The sequence below is a fragment of the Delftia sp. DLF01 genome, assembly GCF_014852125.1.
GTDB lineage: Bacteria > Pseudomonadota > Gammaproteobacteria > Burkholderiales > Burkholderiaceae_C > Comamonas > Comamonas acidovorans.
This window is the reverse complement of sequence record NZ_JACVAZ010000001.1, coordinates 1741860-1757508: the sequence shown is the minus strand read 5'-3', so window position 1 is coordinate 1757508 and position 15649 is coordinate 1741860. Positions and strand designations below refer to the sequence as shown.

Genomic DNA, 15649 nt, shown 5'->3' with positions numbered 1-15649 from the left:
AATCGAATGAATAAGAAAGTGGGGCAGCATACAAGTCATCAAACTCACCACATGATCCCCAAAGAGGTTTTCAAGAAATTCCCTATACTAAATTGTATAGACAAAGATCATTTGGATAATTTAATTAATCCTCCAACAGAAAGAGGGCGTTACAAAGGACAAAAAGGAAAGTACTTTGGAAGATCAACGCATAATACAAACCATACGCCATATTCTCTAGCAATCGAAGATTCCGTTATGAGAGCAGCTCAAAAAGCAGGAAGCTGCCCCAAAAAGCTCTCACAAATGCTTGGAGAGATGCAAAGAACCATAAGAAAGGAACTAAGAAAAGGAACGCCTATGATGAACAAAGAGGGAGCTAGCTTCTCTCAATGGGATAAGATCTTACGAAACTCTAGATTTTAACATGATTGATATAAATTCATTTCCTGCAAAAGTTGTTGAAGTTCTAAATTACATAAAGCAAGGTTCCATTATGGAACGAGAATACATCCCCAATGGAGACGATAAAAATGTTGCTACAGATATAAAAAAAATATTGGCTGAGTATCTTGATCAAGATATCAGTCCACCACATTTCCCATTGGTTGAAATAACTCAGGATGCTTCCTCAGAAATTCCGTACCCAATGGATGAGCCACTTCGAACGTTAAGGCGTTCTTTAATAGAATTTGCTGAGCAAGAAAATTTTTATAAACTTATCGCTCCAAGAATATTGGCGATTAAAGAATTCAGCAAAGATCAAGCCGAGCTTATAGCCGATGCAATCAGCAATGATCTGCTTCTTTGTGCATCATCAAGATTATTAATGACTGATTCGCATCCATATTTCGAAAACATGTTCAGCATATATAAAAGACAGGGTTTTCCCTACGGTTGGTTAGGCCAAGAAGACTGGAAATCAGGAGAATTTCTTATTTTTTCCAGGCCAACCGCCTGATGTGGTGCTAGCATCTCTAGGATAATCTATATCCAGATAGCACTGCTGACTTCAATAATATTAGTCAACTAGGCAGCGCATAAATGAAAGCTCAAGATCCATTGGTTATGAACGACTTGGCTTATTACTAGCTATGGCTGGAACCCAATAGGTCGCCTTACCTCCCATAAGGTCAGCCCGGCAGGCCTTCACCCCAGGCCCTCTGGGACCGGGACACTCCCCTGCCCTCCGGCCAGCGCATCGCCCGCCTGTACCAGTACGACCCCACAGGCAACCTCGTCGCCACGCGCGACGGCCTGCGCGGCGACAGCCAGTACCGTTACGACGCCCTGGGCCGCATCCTCGCCGCCCAGAAAAATGCTGCCGGCGGATCGCCTACCTCGGGCCGGAACCTGGAAACCTTCGCGTTCGACCCCGCAGGCAACCTGCTCAACCCCAACCGTGGTGGAGACCTCAGCAGCGGCGGCACCAGCAACGAACGCGAACAGGTGCCCACCAACCGACTCGCCGTCTACCAGGACCTGCGCTTCCAGTACGACCTGCACGGCAACATCGTGGAGCGCCGCATCGGCTGGCACACCGTGCAGCGCTTTCGCTACAGCGCCGAGCACCAGATTGAAGAGCATGTGGAGCTGTGCGATGGGCTGGAGCGGCCTGATTTCTCCAGCGGGGACGCAGTTCCCCAGCGCGATCTGTCCGGTGATGTGTGCCTGACGCAGTTTGGCGATGGGCAGCTCAACCGCGCGGCCTCCAATCCCTGGGGAATGGCGGCGTTGGCCGTGGCCACGTTCACCCGGCTGCAGGCCAGCCCGCACGAGTGGCGCATCCGTGGCGGTGCGGCGGCGTTCTATCCGTTTCAGCATCCCATGCAGCAGGCCATGCTGCTGACGGAGCTTCAGCTGCCGCTGGCCAACATGCCCGGGCAGATGGCGGGTCTGCGTCTGTGCCTCGATGTGCCAGCCATATAAGGGCATATAGGGCCATATGGGGCCAATCCGTGCACAGCCGTTGTTGTGGCGCTCCTGGCACAGCAATGTTCTGGTGGCGTCATTTTTCGGCTTTAGGATGGCGGGCCATGCGCAATTCCCACTCCCTTTGGACGGCGGCAGCCCTGGGCCTGGCAGCCTGTCTCGGCACCGGCCCGGCCCATGCAGCCCGGCCCATGATCACGGACGATGCCCGCATCGTCGATGCCAAGTCCTGCCAGCTGGAAAGCTGGGTCAAGTCCAGGAAGGACAGCACGGAGTTCTGGGCGCAGCCGGCCTGCAATTTCACGGGCAATCTGGAGCTGACGCTGGGCGCGGCACGCACGCGAGAGGACGGCAGCAGCCGGACCACCGATGTGGTGATCCAGGGCAAGACCCTGTTCAAGGAACTGCAGCCCAATGGCTGGGGCTGGGGCCTGGCCGTGGGCAATGCGCGGCATCCGAATGACGAGGGCCAGGGCCGAGGGGATCTGTACGCCTATGTGCCCGTCACGTTCTCGCTGCGCGATGACCGGCTGTTCTTCCACACCAACGTGGGCTGGCTGCGCACGGCGCAGGCGCATCGCAACCTCATGACCTGGGGCCTGGCCACCGAGGCCCAATTGAGCCAGAGCACCTGGCTGATTGCCGAGACATTCGGCCAGAACCAGGGCAAGCCCTTCTACCAGATGGGCCTGCGCTACTGGCTGGTGCCTGGACATGTGCAGATCGATGCCACCTACGGCAATCGCGCAGGCAGCAGCACGCAGGAGCGGTGGTTTTCCATCGGCTTGCGGCTGCTGTCTTCACCGTTCCTGCCCTGACTCCTTTCCAGCTTGCGCCCTGCCCGCTGCTTACAGCATGCCAAACCGCCTGAGCACCATGAAGGCCGCCATGGCCACCACGCCCAGCATCAGAGAGAGCTGATTGGCGCAGGCCAGATTGCCATCCAATACGTTGTTGTAGATGGCCAGTGACAGGGTTTCCGTCCGGCCAATGATGTTGCCGCCCAGCATGAGCGACAGGCCGACCTCGCCCAACGCACGGCCCCCCGACAGGATCAGGCCGGCCGCAATGCCGCGCCGGGCCAGCGGCAGCTCGATGCGCCAGAACACCGACCAGGGGCGGTGCCCCAGCATTGCCGCCGCCTCCAGCAGGCGTGGCGAAGTGCCTGCAAAGGCGGCCTGCGTGGGCTTGACCATGAGCGGCAACCCGGCTACGAAGGCCGCAATGATCAGGCCCGTTTGCGAAAACACGATGTCGGGCCGCAGCACGGCCGGCAGCATCTGGGTGACAAGCCCTTGTCGGCCCAGCAGCACCAGCAGGCCATAGCCCAGCACGATGGGCGGAAACACCAGCGGCAGGCTGACCAGTGCATCGACCAGCTGGCGCCCCGCAAACCGGCGCCGCGCCAACAGCCAGCCCAGGCCTGCACCCACCAGCAATTGCAGCATCAGGCTCCAGGCAATGACATGCGCGGTCAGGGCCAGCGGCGCCTGGGCGCAAACGGAGGCGGTCATGGACTGTCAGCTGCCAGCAGGCAATGGGTGGCCCATCAAAGGCCGTGCCGCTCCAGCACCTGGCGGGCCTGCGGCGTGGCGATGAAGTCCAGCAGCGCCTGCAGTTGCGGCGATGAGGCGCGGCCCTTGAGAACGGCCAGGCTCAGTTCGATGGGCGGATGGCAGCTGGCCGCCACCGGCACGCTGGCGCCCACGCGGTCTTTCAGGGCCAGGGCCTCGGTCTTGTTGACAAAGCCTGCGTCCACCTCGCCGGTGGTCACATAGGCGCTGACCTGAGGCACCGTGGCCACTTCGACCAGGCGTTCGCCCAGCGTCTGCGCCAGGCCCAGGCGCTCCAGGCAGATGCGCGCTGCGTTGCCGTATACGGCCTTGCTGCGGTCGGCGATGGCAATGCGCTTGAATTCGGGCCTGGCCAGGTCCTGCACGCTTTCCAGGCGCTGGCCGCGCGAGGCCACCAGCACCAGTTGGCCCTGGCCCAGCGTGATGTAGCGCTCGGCCAGTTGCATGGGCTCGACAAAGGCGCGGTCGCCGATCAGCACGGCGATCTCGGGGTTCTGGCGGGCCTGCGTCTCGATCTGCTTCATGTTGCCAAAGCTGGCCTCGGCGCGAATGCCCGTGGCCTGGCTGAAGGCCTGCAGCAGTTCCAGCACGGGCTTGCGGTAGCCGGCGCCAGCGGCCAGCAGCAGGCCTTCATCGGCATGGGCCAGACTGGCCGAGCCAGCCAACAACAGCGCCAGGAGCGGCGCCAGGCCGCGGGACCGTATGCGTTTGAACATAGATTTCCTCCTCTAGAACGCGGCGTTGAAGCCCACGCCCCTCTCTTTACGAAATATTCAATCGTATACGACGAATCCCGCACCCACCCATGTGTTCCTACTGCAGCGCCCATAAAAAAGCCTCCATGCATGAGGCATGGAGGCCGGCAGGCAGGCATGGCTGCCTGCGTCTCGGGCCAAGGTGTCTGGCCGCAGCGCTTACTTGTTGGGCTTGGCCGCAGGGCCGGCAGCGATGGGCGCCACGCCTTCGGGCTTGACGTAGGTGACCGAGGTCACATAGTGCACACCGTCGTATTTTTCTGCACCGTTCGGGCCGGTGCGCTCACCGCCGCTGCGCTCGTCGTGCGTGGCTTCGGCCACGTAGGTGCCCTTCCAGGGCATGTCGAACTGCACCAGGCCCTGCTCGTCGGCATGGGCTTCCTTGCTCCAGCCCGATTGCACGGTCAGCACGACCTTGGCCTTGGGCAGGGGCTGGCCCTTGTAGATGACCTTGAACTCGCCGGCCTTGCCTGAGGGCACGACATCCAGCGTCAGGCGCGGGGCCTGGGCGGCAAAGCCGGTGATCAGGCGCGCGGCCGGGTGGTACCAGTTGCGCAGTTCCTGCTCGCCCTTCTTGCTGGTGTACAGCGGGTAGCCGGCATCCTCGGCCACGATGCTGTCGCCCTGGCCGGCCTTGAAGGGCAGCGCAAAGCCGGTGCCGGTCTTGCGGCCATCGGCCGCCTTCTCGCCCTGGGCAGACACCAGGGTGGCCACGGGCTTGCCGAACTTGTCGAGCAGGCCCGGCGATGTCTCGCGCAGGTTGTCGCCGAATTCGCCAAAGCGGATCACGGCGGTTTCGCCGGCCGGCTGTTCCAGCCATATCTGGTGGGCCTGGCTGGCGCCGCTGGCGGCCAGGAGTGCGGAGACAAGAATCCAGTGTTTCTTCATTGCAGCTTCCTCAAAGGACAAAAAAACAGCCATCGGCGCCACAACGGGCCGACGGCATGAACGTGCTTGGGGAGTGGGGTGCGGCCGCATGGCGCCGCATTGATTATTGAATGCGAATGGTTTGCATTCTATGCGCATTGCACACCGCCCCGGCGCAGTTCACCAGGTGGCTGCAATAGGGTCCGGCCCAGCGTTCAGGCGGCATCCTCGATGCGCACCGGCTCGCCCGTGAAGGCCAGCGCCTTGGCGGCCTGCTCCCAAGGGCTCCGGTCAGCCGCCCTGGCCGGGCGCAGCACAAAGCCCTCGCCTTCCGCATGCGTGGTGCTGTCGGCGAGCGGCAGCGGCAGGCCCATGCGCTCATGCGCCTGGGCCACCAGGGTGCGGGCGTAGATTTCAGCAGCCATGCTGCGCAGGCGCGGCTTGTAGACCTTGCCCACGTTGGTGGTGGGCAGCGCATCGATGATGCGCACATAGCGCGGGCGCGCGGGCGCTTCGTCCACGCCGGCTGCGGCAAAGGCCAGCAGTTCGGTCTCATCGGCCTGGGCGCCGGGGTGGAGCGCGACAAAGGCCACAGGCACCTCGCCCGCATAGGCATCGGGTGCGCCCACGGCGGCGCAGGCCTTGACGGCGGGATGGCGCTCCAGCGCCTGCTCTATCACTTGCGGATCGATGTTGTGGCCGCTGCGGATGATGACGTCCTTGGAACGCCCGCGCAGCCGCAGCAGGCCATCGTCGCCCACCGAGCCCAGGTCGCCCGTGATCAGCCAGCCGTCATCGGTGAGGTAGCTGGACGGCTCGATGCCGCCCAGGTAGCCGGAAAACAGGTTGGGCGACTGGAACACCACCATGCCGGTTTCGCCGGGCGCGGCTTCCTGGTCCGATGGCCTGCCGTCCGGCCCCATGCGGCGCACGGCCAGGCGCGCAAACGGCAGGCGCAGGCCCACATGTCCGGCCGCCGCGTGCAGGCCGGGCGGCGTGATGGTGGAGATGCCCGTCATCTCGGTCATGCCCAGGCTCTCGTGCACATGGAAACCGCTGTGCGCCTTGAAGCGCGCCGCCACCTCGGGCGACAGCGGCGCGGCGCCCGTGCGGAAGTAGCGGATGGAGGACACATCGGCCCCCTGCAGCGGCACCTCCACCAGCGCGGCCAGCACCGTGGGCACGGCCGACATCAGTGTGGGCTTCCACTGTGCCGCCATGCGCCAGAAGCCGGCAATCACGGCCTTGTTGCGAAACAGCCCCGTGGTCGGAATGATGACGTGGGCCCCGGCCGAGAAGCAGGCCAGCGAGCCCGGCAGCACACCCGCCACATGGAACAGCGGGTAGCCGTTGATGGTGCGGTCGGCCGTGTTCAGGCCCTGCATCTGCACGCTGGCCCAGGCGGTGTAAACCTGGGCGCCATGCGTTTGCACGGCGATCTTGGGCGCACCCGTGGTGCCCCCGGTATGGAAGTAGGCCGCCACGTCGCCGGCCTGGGGCTGGCGCCCGCTCACCAGCCGGTCGGAGGGCTGGGCGGCCAGGGCGGCATGCAGATCGCTGGCGGGCCAGCGCTGTCCATCCCCCCGGGGAACCCGGCCTTCATGCGAGACCCAGAGCACATGCGCCAGGTCCGCATCCAGCGACGCCACCTTGTCCCGGATGCCGGCATCGTCCTCGTCCGCCCAGGCGATCAGAAAGCGCGCGCCCGTGGTCCGCATCAGGGCAGAGATCTTCTCGGCACTCAGCAGCGGATTGATGGGCTGCACGATGCCCGCCGCCTCGCCGCCCCACAGCGCAAAGTGGTACTCCATGCAGCCGGGCAGCAGGATGGCCACCGTGTCGCTGGCGCCCATGCCCAGCGCATGCAGGGCGTTGGCCGTCTGGTGGATCTTGCCCAGCAGTTCGGCATAGCTCAGGTGCCGGGCGTCATCCACGCTGCCGGCCTGGGGCAGAAAGCTCAGCGCCCTGCCCTGGCCGTGCTCGCGCGCGGAGTTGCAAAAGAGGTCGTAGACCGTTTGCGCCGTGATCAGCCCGGCCATGGGCTGGCTTTCGATGGCCTCCACATCGGCCAGGGAACGCACGGCCCGCAGGGGCCTGAACATGGATTGCACAGGGATAGGACTCATGGCCATGGGCTCACTCCGCGCCCAGGCCGTTGGTGCGCACCACCTCGCCCCAGCGCGTGTAGTCGCTGCGGATCAGGGCCTCGGTGTCCTGGGGGTTGAGGTAGGCGGCCGTCACGCCGATCTTCTCGAAGCGGTCGCGCACCTCGTCGGTGGCCAGCAGCTGGCGCGAGGTGGCGCTGAGCTTGTCGATGATGGCGCGCGGCGTGTCCCTGGGTGCCACCAGGCCGCCCCAGGACGATGCCTCATAGCCGCCAAAGCCCTGCTCGGCCATGGTCTGCACGCCGTCCAGCGCCTTCACGCGCTGCGGCGTGCCCACCGCCAGCGCCCTCAGCCGCCCGCTGCGGATATGGGGCAGCGCCGACACCATGTCCGCATAGATCACCGGCACCACGCCGCCCAGCGTGTCGTTCATGGCGGGCGCGCTGCCCTTGTAGGCCACGTGCTGCATGGTGTGCAGCTTGGCGGATTTCATCAGTTCCATGCTCAGGTGGCCAGAGCTGCCCGCCCCGGAGCTGGTGTAGTCCAGCGTGGCGGGCTGCGCCTTGGCGTACTGGAACAGCGATTTGAGGTCCGTCACCTTGGGCAGCGACTGCGCATTGACCGCAATCACATTGGGCAGGTCATAGATCTTGGTGACCGGGGCGAAATCCGTGGCCGGGTGGAACTTGACGTTCTTGAAGAAATGCGGCGCCATGATGGTGGGCGTGACCATCATCATCAGCGTATAGCCGTCAGGCGCTGCCGTGCGGAACTGGCCCGCCGCCACCGCGCCCGATGCGCCGGGCTTGTTCTCTATCACCACGGGCTGGCCCAGCTGGCGCGCCAGCGCCTCGGCGTAGACGCGCGCCGCGCCATCGGTGGGTCCGCCTGGCGGGAAGGGAACGACCAGGCGAATCGGCCTGTCGGGCCAGGCGCCGGTATCGGTATTGGCCTGCGCCGCGCTGCACAGCGATGCGAACGCAGCCACGCCGATGGCGCCCAGCGCCATGCCCTTGGCCAACGCCTGTCTTTTTGTGATGCCTGCCATCTTGTCTCCTTGAATGTTTATGTGTTCTGGCTGGCCCATTCTGCCCAGCGCACCCTCTTTGACAATGGCGGCGGCGGTTGACATCATGTCAAACAATATTGACACCCCCTCGGACTTCAGCGCATGGATCTCCTGGCATTCAACATCCTCGTCCAGATCATCGAGCACGGAAACCTGAGCCAGGCGGCAAAGTTCTTGAACATGTCGCGGGCCAACGTGAGCTACCACCTGGCCCGGCTGGAGAAGTCCCTGGGCGCATCGCTGCTGCGCAGAACGCCCCAGGGCGTGGAGGCCACCGAGGTCGGCCAGCGCATCTACCGCCATGCGCGCAACATCCTCAACGAGACCGAGCTGGTGCGCGAGCTGGCCCAAAGCAGCACGGACGACATCTCGGGAAAGATCGGGCTGAGCGTGCCCACCGGCTACGGCCACCTGGTCATGGCGCCGTGGCTGATCGAGTTCAAGCGCGCCCATCCGCAGGTGGTGCTGGACATCCGCCTGGAGAACTTCATCGACAACCTGCTCAAGGACAGCGTGGACATCGCGATCCGCGTCATGTCCGACCCGCCGCCCATGCTGGTGGCGCGCGACATGGGGCCGGTGCGCTACAGCCTGTGCGCCTCCAGCGACTGGCTGCGCAGCCACCGCTTGCCGGAGACCCCGTCCGAGCTGTCGCGCACGCCGCTCATCACATCGGGCGGCGAAAGCGGCAAGGTGCGCCTGCAGATTGCGCGGAACGGCCAGCCGCTGGAGGAGCTGGACATCACGCCCACGCTGATGTCGCGCAGCTACCCTTTCCTGTGCGACTGCATCACTGGCGGCCTAGGCGTGGGGCTGGTGCCCGACTACATGGTGCGCCGCCAGGTGGAAGATGGCCGCGTCGTGCTGGCCATGCAGGACTACGAATTCAGCATCAACCAGGGCCGCATGTTCATGCTGTACATGCCCAACCGCTTCCAGTCCGGCGCCGCCCGCGCCTTGATCGACTTTCTGAGCGACAGGATGGGCCTTGCGCGCATCATCCGGCCGGGTGACTTGCCCGACACGGCGCAGGCCTTGCGACCGCCGGAATGACGCGGGAACAAAGTTTGTAGACGACTGGTCGGTTTTTGCGTTAGACTTCGATCCCATGAAGAAACCCGCACAGGAAACACGCCAGCACATCCTTGATGTGGCCAAGGCGTTGATGACCCAGAAAGGCTATACGGCCGTCGGTCTGGCCGAGGTCGTCGCGGCCGCGGGCGTGCCCAAGGGCTCCTTCTACTACTACTTCAAGTCCAAGGAAGAGTTCGGCCAGGCCCTGCTGCAGGAGTATTTCGACGAGTACCTGGCCAAGATCGATGCGCTCATGGAGACGCCCGATCCGGCCATCTCCCGGCTGATGACCTACTTCCGCCATTGGACGCAGAACCAGTGCTCGGCCCATGCAGGAGGCCAGTGCCTCGTGGTCAAGCTGGGCCCCGAGGTCTGCGACCTGTCCGACGACATGCGCTCGGTGCTGCGCACCGGCACCGACGCCATCATCACCCGGCTGACCGACTGCGTGCGCGCCGGCCAGGCCGATGGCTCCATCACATCCGACCTGGACGCGCCTGCGCTGGCCGAATCGCTGTACCAGCTGTGGCTGGGCGCCTCACTGCTGTCCAAGCTGGGCCGGCATGAGGAGCCATTTGCCGCAGCCCTTGTGTCCACGAAGCGGCTGCTGGGCTGAGCAGGCCTGGCCGCCGCTTTTTATTTGCCTTGTTTGTAGACGACTGGTCAACTTCAAACCCTTCACCCTTTACCCATCCCTCTTCCTTTTTGTTCAACCACCACCACTGCACACCATGACCGACCACAGCCTTCACACCGATCTGTTCTCCCCCACCCAACTGGGCGGCCTGTCGCTCGCCAACCGCTTCGTCATGGCCCCGCTGACCCGCAGCCGCGCCGGTGACGACGGCGTGCCCACCGAACTGCACGCCGCCTACTACGCCCAGCGCGCCAGCGCGGGCCTGTTGATCAGCGAAGCCGTCAACATCTCCGCCCAGGGCCGGGGCTACAACCTCACGCCCGGCATCTGGACCGAGGAACAGGTCGCCGGCTGGAAGAAGGTCACCGACGCCGTGCACGCGGCCGGCGGCAAGATCGTGGCCCAGCTGTGGCACGTGGGCCGCTACTCGCACGTGGACCTGCAGCCCGGTGGCGTGGCCCCTGTCGCCCCCTCTGCCATCAAGGCCGAAGGCGTCACCTTCACGCCCAACGGCGTGGCCGAGGTATCCATGCCCCGCGCTCTGGAAACCAGCGAAATCCCCGGCATCGTCGAGCAATACCGCCATGCGGCCGAATGCGCCAAGCGTGCCGGCTTTGACGGCGTGGAAGTGCATTCGGCCAACGGCTACCTGCTCGACCAGTTCCTGCGCGACTCCACCAACCACCGCAGCGACGCCTATGGCGGCAGCATCGAAAACCGCGCCCGCCTGACCCTGGAAGTCACCGACACCGTGGCCAAGGTCTGGGGCGCCGACCGCGTGGGCATCCGCCTGTCGCCCGTCACGCCCAACGCCGGCAACACGCCTCTGGACAGCGATGTGATGGCCCTCTACGGCTACCTCATCCCCCAGCTCAACCGCTTCGGCCTGGCCTACCTGCACGTCGTGGAAGGCGCCACCGGCGGCTCGCGCGAACTGCCGCCGGGCGTGGACCTGGACGCGCTGCGCAAGCTCTTTGACGGCGCCTACATGGGCAACAACGGCTATGACCTGGAACTGGCCATGGACCGCCGCGCCAAGGGCCTGATCGACACCGTGGCCATCGGCCGCCCCTTCATCGCCAACCCCGACCTGGTGGCCCGCCTGCGCCACGGCAAGGAGCTGGCCGTGGCCCCGCACGAGGCCTACTACGGCGGCGGCGCCCAGGGCTACACGGACTGGCCAGTGGCCGCCTGAGCCGGCCATCCGCCCCACGATCTGCGGCACACTGGCTGACCTGCGTCCCCATCGAATGACCAAGCGAAAGACCAAGCCATGCAACTGCTGATCGTGGGCGCCACGGGGCTGGTGGGCAGCCAGGTGCTGCAACAGGCCCTGACCGACAGCCGCATCACCCGCATCGTGGCCCCGGTACGCCGGGCGCTGCCGGAGCACCCCAGGCTGCTCGCCCCCATCGTCGATTTCGAACGCCTGCCCGAAGATGCCGACTGGTGGCGCGCCGACGCCCTGGTCTGCACCCTGGGCACCACCATCAAGACAGCCGGCAGCCAGCCGGCTTTTCAGCGTGTGGACCATGACTATCCGCTGCTGGCCGCCCGCCTGGCCCATCGCCACGGCACGCCCACCTATGTGCTGAACTCGGCCATGGGCGCCGACGCCGGCTCGCGCATCTTCTACAACCGCGTCAAGGGTGAGCTCGAGCGCGACCTGCAGGCGCAAGGCTTTGCGTCCCTCACCTTCGTGCGCCCCGGCCTGATCAGCGGCCCGCGCACCGAACACCGCGCGGGCGAGCGCTTCATGGTCGGCGTTCTTGGCGCCCTGGGCCCGCTGTTGCCCCGGCGCTGGCGGCTCAACCCCGCGCACCGCATTGCCCAGGCCTTGATAGAGGCTGCTGTCAACGCCAGGCCCGGCGTCCATATCGTGGGTTCCGAGGCGCTGGCCGAATGAACCCGGCGCCTGCACGCGCAAAAACAGAACCCTTCAGGAACCCCTGCATGAACCCGCATATCGCCCCGGTCGATCTCGCCAAGTCCTACCGGCTGATCAACCACGGCCCCACCGTCCTGGTCTCTGCCCGCCATGGCGGCGTGGACAACGTCATGGCCGCAGCCTGGTGCTGCGCGCTGGACTTTGCGCCCCCGAAGCTCACCGTGGTGCTGGACAAGGCCACGGCCACGCGCGCCCTGGTCGAGCAAAGCGGCATGTTCGTGATCCAGGTGCCCACGGCCGCCCAGTTGCAGCTCACGCACCAGGTCGGCACGCGCACCCTGTCTACCGATGCCGGCAAGCTCGCCACCAGCGGCGTTCAGCTGTTCGGCATGGAAGGGTTCGACCTGCCCTTCGTGGACGGCTGCGCCGGCTGGCTGGCCTGCCGACTCATCCCCGAGCCCCACAACCAGCAGACCTACGACCTGTTCATCGGCGAGATCGTGGGCGCCTGGTCCGACACCCGCGTGTTCAGCGACGGCCACTGGCACTTCGAGGACGCCGACCCCGCGCTGCGCAGCCTGCACTATGTGGCGGGTGGGCAGTTCTATGCGATTGGGCAGGCGTTGAACGTGCAGGACGGATCGCCCTGAAACTCGCCAATGTCGGCATGGCTGTATTGCACAATCCAGCCATGCTCTCGGCCACTGCCTCTTCCCTTGCATCTTCCCTTGCCTCTTCGCGCGCAGTCCCCACGCGCGAAACCTATTCCGAGTTGCAGCAGGCCTACGAGCACTTCAACCAGCGCCTGTTCGACGATGCCCTGCCCCATTGCCTGATTACGCTGCAGCGCGAGAAACGCACCTGCGGCTATTTCTCTGCGGCGCGTTTTGCGTCGCTGGATGGCAGCACCACGGACGAGATTGCGCTCAACCCCGCCTACTTCGCGGCCGTGCCCATCATCGAGACGCTGCAGACCCTGGTGCATGAGATGACGCACCTGTGGCAGCACCACTTCGGCAAGCCGGGCCGCGCGCGGTATCACAACGAGGAATGGGCGGACAAGCTGGAATCGCTGGGCCTCATGCCCTCGTCCACGGGCCGGCCCGGCGGCCGGCGCACGGGCGACATGATGGCCGACTACGCCATGGCGGGCGGCCCCTTTCTCGCGGCCTGCGAGCAGTTGCTGACCACGCGCTTCCAACTGAGCTGGTACGACCGCTTCCCGGCTATCGAGCATGTGGTCACGGGCCAGTGGAGCATGGCCACGCAGATCCAGGGCATGCAGGGCACCCAGCCGCCCATGTCCTCCGTTCCCGCCCTGGCCGAAGCCGTGCGGCCCGTGGGCACCTCGGTGGCGGTGCCGGGCTCCACCACCGGCGAGACCATGGTGCAGCCCGTGAACAAGTCCCTGCGCGTCAAGTACCGCTGCGGCGGTTGCGCGGCGCCCGTCAATGTCTGGGGCAAGCCGGGGCTGAACCTGATCTGCGGCGATTGCGGCAAAGGCTTCACAGCCCAGGATTGATCAGCGGACAGGAGTCTTGCGCGGCAGCTCCAGCACCGCCTCCAGCCCGCCTCCCTCCCGATTGCCCAGCACAATGCGCCCGCCGTGCGCCTTGGCCACGGCATCGGCAATGGACAGGCCCAGGCCAAACCCGCCAGAGCCCGCGTTGCGCGAGGTCTCCATGCGGTAGAACGGCTCCAGCACCTGGGCCAGTTGCTCCTGGGCAATGCCCGGCCCCCGGTCCAGCACGTCGATGCGCAGCAAATCGTCGCTGTCGCTGATGCGCAATTCGGCGTCGTGGCCATAGCGCAGCGCGTTCTCCAGCAGGTTCTGCAGGCAGCGGCGCAGGCTGTGGGGATAGCAATCGAGCGGGCGCAGGGCGCGGCCCGTGATGGGGATGTGCACTCCATGCGCCTCGCCCAGGTCCTGGGCCACGCCCTGCACCAGGGCGTTGATGTCCAGCGCCTGGTGCTCGCCGCGCGCGTCGGCGCCGGTGAGCATGTCCAGCGTGGCGGTGACCATGGCTTCCATCTCCTGCAGATCGCGGCGGAATTTGTCGCGCAGGGCTTCGGGCTCCAGCATTTCCGAGCGCAGGCGCAGCCGCGTGATGGGCGTGCGCAGGTCGTGCGAGACGGCTGCAAAGAAACGCGTGCGCTCGGCCACGCCATCGGCAATGCGCTGCTGCATGGCATTGAAGGCCTGGGCCGCCTGGCGCACCTCGCGCGGGCCGTCCAGCGGCAGGGGCGGGCTTTTGAGGTCCTTGCCCAGCGCGTCGGCCGCGCTGGCCATGCGCGCCAGCGGGCGCATGGCCAGGCGCACGGCCAGCAGAGCCACCACAACCACCACGATGATGCGCAGCAGATAGATGCGCAGCACGTAGTCGGCCAGCGCCCAGTAGGGCCTGACGGGGTAGCCGGCTTCGCCTTCCACGGCCTGTACCTGCAGCCACTGGCCGTTGCCCAGGCCCAGCAGCATGCGCACATGGGCTTCGGGCTCATGGGCGGTGAGCAGGGTTTCCGCGCCGCCGTGCAGCTCCAGCGCCAGCAGGTGGAACGGCACGGCCGCGCCCACGCGCCGCGCCAGCACGTCGGCCAGCAGATCGCCGGCCATGGCGTCGGCCGCATCGGCGGGATGGGACGCCAGGTCCTCCATCAGGCGCCGCGCACGGGCCGCATCGATCAGGGTCAGTTGGTAGCCCTGCGTGCTCAGCGTGCCCACGGCGGCGGCCCGCGCCTCGGGCGGCAGGGAGGACAGCAGCAGCAGCGAATCGGCGGCGCGCGCGCCCAGCAGGCGCAGCGGCACCTCCAGCAGCTGGCTGCGCCGGCTTTCCCACCAGATGGTGCCCGTCAGCGCCTGGGCGGCCAGCATTCCGGCCACAAGGATCAGGGCCACGCGCCCGGACAGCGTCTGCGGCCACAGGCGCCGCAGCAGCGCGCCGGCCGGCACCCAAGCCATCACGATGCCTGCGGCACCACGTCGCAGGTCAGCACGTAGCCGGCGTTGCGCACGGTGCGGATCAGGCTGGCCTGGCGCGCAGGGTCTTCCAGGTGCTGGCGCAGTCGGCTGACGCAGACGTCGATGGCGCGGTCCTGGGCCTGGCGCTCGCGGCCGAACACATGGTCGGCCAGGTAGTCGCGGCTCAGCGTGCGGTGCGGGTTGCTGGCCAGGGCGCAGAGCACGCGGTAGTCGGACTGGGCCAGCGGCACCAGCACGGCCTGGGGCGAGCGCAGCTCGCGCGCGCGCATGTCCAGCGTCCAGCCGGCAAAGCGCAGCACGGGCAGATGCTCCGGCTCGCTGGCCGGCGCCGGTGCCTGGGCCACGCGGCGCAGCACCACCTTGATGCGCGCCAGCAGCTCGCGCGGATCGAAGGGCTTGGGCAGGTAGTCGTCGGCCCCCATCTCCAGGCCCAGGATGCGGTCCAGCAAGGCGCCGCGCGCCGTGAGCATGACCACGGGGATGTGGGTGCGTTCGCGCAGGCTGCGGCACAGGGCCAGGCCGTCCGTGCCGGGCAGCATCAGGTCCAGCACGATGAGGTCGGCCGCATGCCGGCCCAGCCAGTCCCACATGGCCTGGCCGTCACCCACGGCGGCCGGGCGCATGCCCGAGGCGCGCAGGTAGTCGCACAGCAGCTCGCGGATGTCGGGATCGTCGTCCACCACCAGGATGCGCGGACCCTGGGCGGCCGGGGATGCGGCGGCTGTTGCGCTCATGGATTGCATTGGCGCATGGCGTTTTGTAATGGAATGTTGTGGCAGCGGCCTGTGCAAT

Annotated in this window: 17 protein-coding genes; 10 read left to right on the top strand and 7 right to left on the bottom strand. The window is 65.7% G+C overall.

What is annotated here, in order from left to right; all coding sequences use genetic code 11:
• Positions 1–6 precede the first annotated feature (6 nt).
• The 4 genes from IB269_RS07845 (at position 7) to IB269_RS07830 (ending at position 2729) form a co-directional block, all read left to right on the top strand.
• Positions 7–405: an AHH domain-containing protein gene (locus IB269_RS07845; protein ID WP_192366929.1), complete on the top strand. Its 399-nt coding sequence runs from the start codon at positions 7–9 to the stop codon at positions 403–405.
• 1 nt (position 406) lies between these two features.
• Complete coding sequence (locus IB269_RS07840) at positions 407–940, top strand: hypothetical protein (RefSeq protein ID WP_192366828.1); 534 nt, start codon at positions 407–409, stop codon at positions 938–940.
• 488 nt (positions 941–1428) lie between these two features.
• Positions 1429–1908 carry a hypothetical protein gene (locus tag IB269_RS07835; RefSeq protein WP_288898441.1) on the top strand — a complete coding sequence of 160 codons (480 nt, stop codon included), beginning with the start codon at positions 1429–1431 and terminating at the stop codon, positions 1906–1908.
• Positions 1909–2015: 107 nt separating this feature from the next.
• Positions 2016–2729, top strand: coding sequence for a hypothetical protein (locus IB269_RS07830; protein ID WP_192366827.1), 714 nt, complete (start codon positions 2016–2018; stop codon positions 2727–2729).
• 30 nt (positions 2730–2759) lie between these two features.
• Here the strand turns inward: IB269_RS07830 and IB269_RS07825 are convergent, their stop codons facing one another.
• The 5 genes from IB269_RS07825 to IB269_RS07805 all read right to left on the bottom strand — a co-directional run bounded on the left by IB269_RS07825 (position 2760) and on the right by IB269_RS07805 (position 8260).
• Complete coding sequence (locus IB269_RS07825) at positions 2760–3425, bottom strand: molybdate ABC transporter permease subunit (protein WP_192366826.1); 666 nt, start codon at positions 3423–3425, stop codon at positions 2760–2762.
• A 35-nt stretch (positions 3426–3460) separates the two neighbouring features.
• Positions 3461–4201, bottom strand: coding sequence for a molybdate ABC transporter substrate-binding protein (gene modA / locus IB269_RS07820; RefSeq protein WP_192366825.1), 741 nt, complete (start codon positions 4199–4201; stop codon positions 3461–3463).
• A gap of 198 nt (positions 4202–4399) precedes the next feature.
• Positions 4400–5128, bottom strand: coding sequence for a DUF4198 domain-containing protein (locus tag IB269_RS07815; protein WP_013802332.1), 729 nt, complete (start codon positions 5126–5128; stop codon positions 4400–4402).
• A gap of 194 nt (positions 5129–5322) precedes the next feature.
• Positions 5323–7239: an AMP-binding protein gene (locus tag IB269_RS07810; RefSeq protein WP_192366824.1), complete on the bottom strand. Its 1917-nt coding sequence runs from the start codon at positions 7237–7239 to the stop codon at positions 5323–5325.
• Between the two features lie 4 nt (positions 7240–7243).
• On the bottom strand, positions 7244–8260 hold the full coding sequence (locus IB269_RS07805) for a Bug family tripartite tricarboxylate transporter substrate binding protein (RefSeq protein ID WP_192366823.1): 1017 nt from the start codon (positions 8258–8260) through the stop codon (positions 7244–7246).
• Positions 8261–8383: 123 nt separating this feature from the next.
• Between IB269_RS07805 and IB269_RS07800 the strand changes: the two genes are divergently transcribed.
• From IB269_RS07800 to IB269_RS07775, 6 genes are all read left to right on the top strand, one after another.
• Positions 8384–9334 (top strand): LysR family transcriptional regulator, encoded by a 951-nt coding sequence (locus IB269_RS07800; RefSeq protein WP_013802329.1) that lies wholly within the window; start codon positions 8384–8386, stop codon positions 9332–9334.
• 55 nt (positions 9335–9389) lie between these two features.
• Entirely contained in the window at positions 9390–9971 is a 582-nt protein-coding gene (locus IB269_RS07795) for a TetR/AcrR family transcriptional regulator (RefSeq protein ID WP_012205713.1), read from the top strand.
• A gap of 115 nt (positions 9972–10086) precedes the next feature.
• Positions 10087–11187, top strand: a complete 1101-nt coding sequence (locus tag IB269_RS07790; RefSeq protein ID WP_043823061.1) for an alkene reductase — start codon at positions 10087–10089, stop codon at positions 11185–11187.
• Positions 11188–11265: 78 nt separating this feature from the next.
• A complete protein-coding gene (locus IB269_RS07785) occupies positions 11266–11898 on the top strand; it encodes an NAD-dependent dehydratase (protein WP_192366822.1) in 633 nt (210 codons plus the stop codon).
• Positions 11899–11945: 47 nt separating this feature from the next.
• Complete coding sequence (locus tag IB269_RS07780) at positions 11946–12530, top strand: flavin reductase family protein (protein WP_192366821.1); 585 nt, start codon at positions 11946–11948, stop codon at positions 12528–12530.
• A 41-nt stretch (positions 12531–12571) separates the two neighbouring features.
• Positions 12572–13402: a SprT-like domain-containing protein gene (locus IB269_RS07775; RefSeq protein ID WP_192366820.1), complete on the top strand. Its 831-nt coding sequence runs from the start codon at positions 12572–12574 to the stop codon at positions 13400–13402.
• Here IB269_RS07775 and IB269_RS07770 read toward each other — a convergent pair whose 3' ends face one another.
• Both IB269_RS07770 and IB269_RS07765 read right to left on the bottom strand, forming a co-directional pair.
• Positions 13403–14836 (bottom strand): ATP-binding protein, encoded by a 1434-nt coding sequence (locus IB269_RS07770; protein WP_192366819.1) that lies wholly within the window; start codon positions 14834–14836, stop codon positions 13403–13405.
• The gene (locus tag IB269_RS07765; protein ID WP_043823070.1) at positions 14836–15600 is read right to left on the bottom strand and encodes a response regulator; all 765 of its coding nucleotides are present in this window, start codon (positions 15598–15600) and stop codon (positions 14836–14838) included. The genes IB269_RS07770 and IB269_RS07765 overlap by 1 nt, the downstream gene beginning before the upstream one ends.
• Between the last annotated feature and the right edge of the window lie 49 nt (positions 15601–15649).

Coding starts and splice junctions, on each gene's coding strand:
- IB269_RS07845 (WP_192366929.1), top strand. CDS start 7: ATGAATAAGAAAGTGGGGCAGCATACAAGTCATCAAACTCACCACATG.
- IB269_RS07840 (WP_192366828.1), top strand. CDS start 407: ATGATTGATATAAATTCATTTCCTGCAAAAGTTGTTGAAGTTCTAAAT.
- IB269_RS07830 (WP_192366827.1), top strand. CDS start 2,016: ATGCGCAATTCCCACTCCCTTTGGACGGCGGCAGCCCTGGGCCTGGCA.
- IB269_RS07825 (WP_192366826.1), bottom strand. CDS start 3,425: ATGACCGCCTCCGTTTGCGCCCAGGCGCCGCTGGCCCTGACCGCGCAT.
- modA (WP_192366825.1), bottom strand. CDS start 4,201: ATGTTCAAACGCATACGGTCCCGCGGCCTGGCGCCGCTCCTGGCGCTG.
- IB269_RS07815 (WP_013802332.1), bottom strand. CDS start 5,128: ATGAAGAAACACTGGATTCTTGTCTCCGCACTCCTGGCCGCCAGCGGC.
- IB269_RS07810 (WP_192366824.1), bottom strand. CDS start 7,239: ATGGCCATGAGTCCTATCCCTGTGCAATCCATGTTCAGGCCCCTGCGG.
- IB269_RS07805 (WP_192366823.1), bottom strand. CDS start 8,260: ATGGCAGGCATCACAAAAAGACAGGCGTTGGCCAAGGGCATGGCGCTG.
- IB269_RS07800 (WP_013802329.1), top strand. CDS start 8,384: ATGGATCTCCTGGCATTCAACATCCTCGTCCAGATCATCGAGCACGGA.
- IB269_RS07795 (WP_012205713.1), top strand. CDS start 9,390: ATGAAGAAACCCGCACAGGAAACACGCCAGCACATCCTTGATGTGGCC.
- IB269_RS07790 (WP_043823061.1), top strand. CDS start 10,087: ATGACCGACCACAGCCTTCACACCGATCTGTTCTCCCCCACCCAACTG.
- IB269_RS07785 (WP_192366822.1), top strand. CDS start 11,266: ATGCAACTGCTGATCGTGGGCGCCACGGGGCTGGTGGGCAGCCAGGTG.
- IB269_RS07780 (WP_192366821.1), top strand. CDS start 11,946: ATGAACCCGCATATCGCCCCGGTCGATCTCGCCAAGTCCTACCGGCTG.
- IB269_RS07775 (WP_192366820.1), top strand. CDS start 12,572: ATGCTCTCGGCCACTGCCTCTTCCCTTGCATCTTCCCTTGCCTCTTCG.
- IB269_RS07770 (WP_192366819.1), bottom strand. CDS start 14,836: ATGGCTTGGGTGCCGGCCGGCGCGCTGCTGCGGCGCCTGTGGCCGCAG.
- IB269_RS07765 (WP_043823070.1), bottom strand. CDS start 15,600: ATGCAATCCATGAGCGCAACAGCCGCCGCATCCCCGGCCGCCCAGGGT.